We start from the raw sequence: 1070 nt of genomic DNA, 5'->3' as shown, positions 1-1070 counted from the left end.
GCAACAACGCCCGCACCAACAGTACGGCCGCCTTCACGGATTGCGAAACGCAGACCGTCGTCCATCGCGATTGGGTGGATCAGGGTAACAACCATTTTGATGTTGTCGCCCGGCATTACCATCTCAACGCCTTCCGGCAGTTCGATGGTACCAGTCACGTCAGTAGTACGGAAGTAGAACTGCGGACGGTAGCCTTTGAAGAACGGAGTATGACGGCCGCCTTCGTCTTTGGACAGAATGTACACTTCAGATTCGAACTTGGTGTGCGGCTTGATAGAGCCCGGCTTAGCCAGTACCTGACCACGTTCGATTTCTTCACGTTTGATACCACGCAGCAGAACACCAACGTTCTCACCAGCACGGCCTTCGTCCAGCAGTTTGCGGAACATTTCAACGCCAGTACAGGTAGACTTAGCAGTCTCTTTGATACCAACGATTTCAACTTCTTCACCAACTTTGATGATACCGCGCTCTACACGACCGGTAACAACGGTACCACGACCGGAGATGGAGAATACGTCTTCGATAGGCAGCAGGAACGGCTTGTCAATCGCACGCTCTGGTTCCGGGATGTAAGAATCCAGGAAGCCAGCCAGTTCGATGATTTTCGCTTCCCACTCTGCTTCGCCTTCCAGCGCTTTCAGAGCAGAACCACGAACGATCGGAGTGTCGTCGCCCGGGAAATCGTACTGAGACAGAAGTTCACGAACTTCCATTTCTACCAGTTCCAGCAGCTCTTCGTCATCAACCATGTCGCATTTGTTCAGGAACACGATGATGTACGGAACGCCTACCTGACGACCCAGCAGGATGTGCTCACGAGTCTGCGGCATCGGGCCGTCAGTCGCAGCAACAACCAGGATCGCGCCGTCCATCTGCGCAGCACCGGTGATCATGTTTTTAACATAGTCGGCGTGGCCCGGGCAGTCTACGTGTGCGTAGTGGCGAGTCGGGGTGTCATATTCAACGTGAGAAGTGTTGATGGTGATACCACGAGCTTTTTCTTCCGGCGCGTTATCGATCTGGTCGAATGCACGAGCAGCACCGCCGTAGGTTTTAGCCAGTACGGT

Annotated in this window: 1 protein-coding gene; it reads right to left on the bottom strand. The window is 53.8% G+C overall.

Annotation, left to right across the window (positions count from 1 at the left end; genetic code table 11):
* Positions 1-1070 (bottom strand): elongation factor Tu (gene tuf / locus FDW87_RS17215; RefSeq protein ID WP_048338893.1); only part of this gene is annotated, 1070 nt, incomplete at both ends.

The sequence above is a fragment of the Citrobacter sp. wls826 genome (assembly GCF_005281245.1).
GTDB classification, from domain to species: Bacteria; Pseudomonadota; Gammaproteobacteria; order Enterobacterales; family Enterobacteriaceae; genus Citrobacter; species Citrobacter braakii.
The sequence above is the reverse complement of the archived record's forward strand: the minus strand, read 5'-3'. Positions and strand labels throughout refer to the sequence as shown.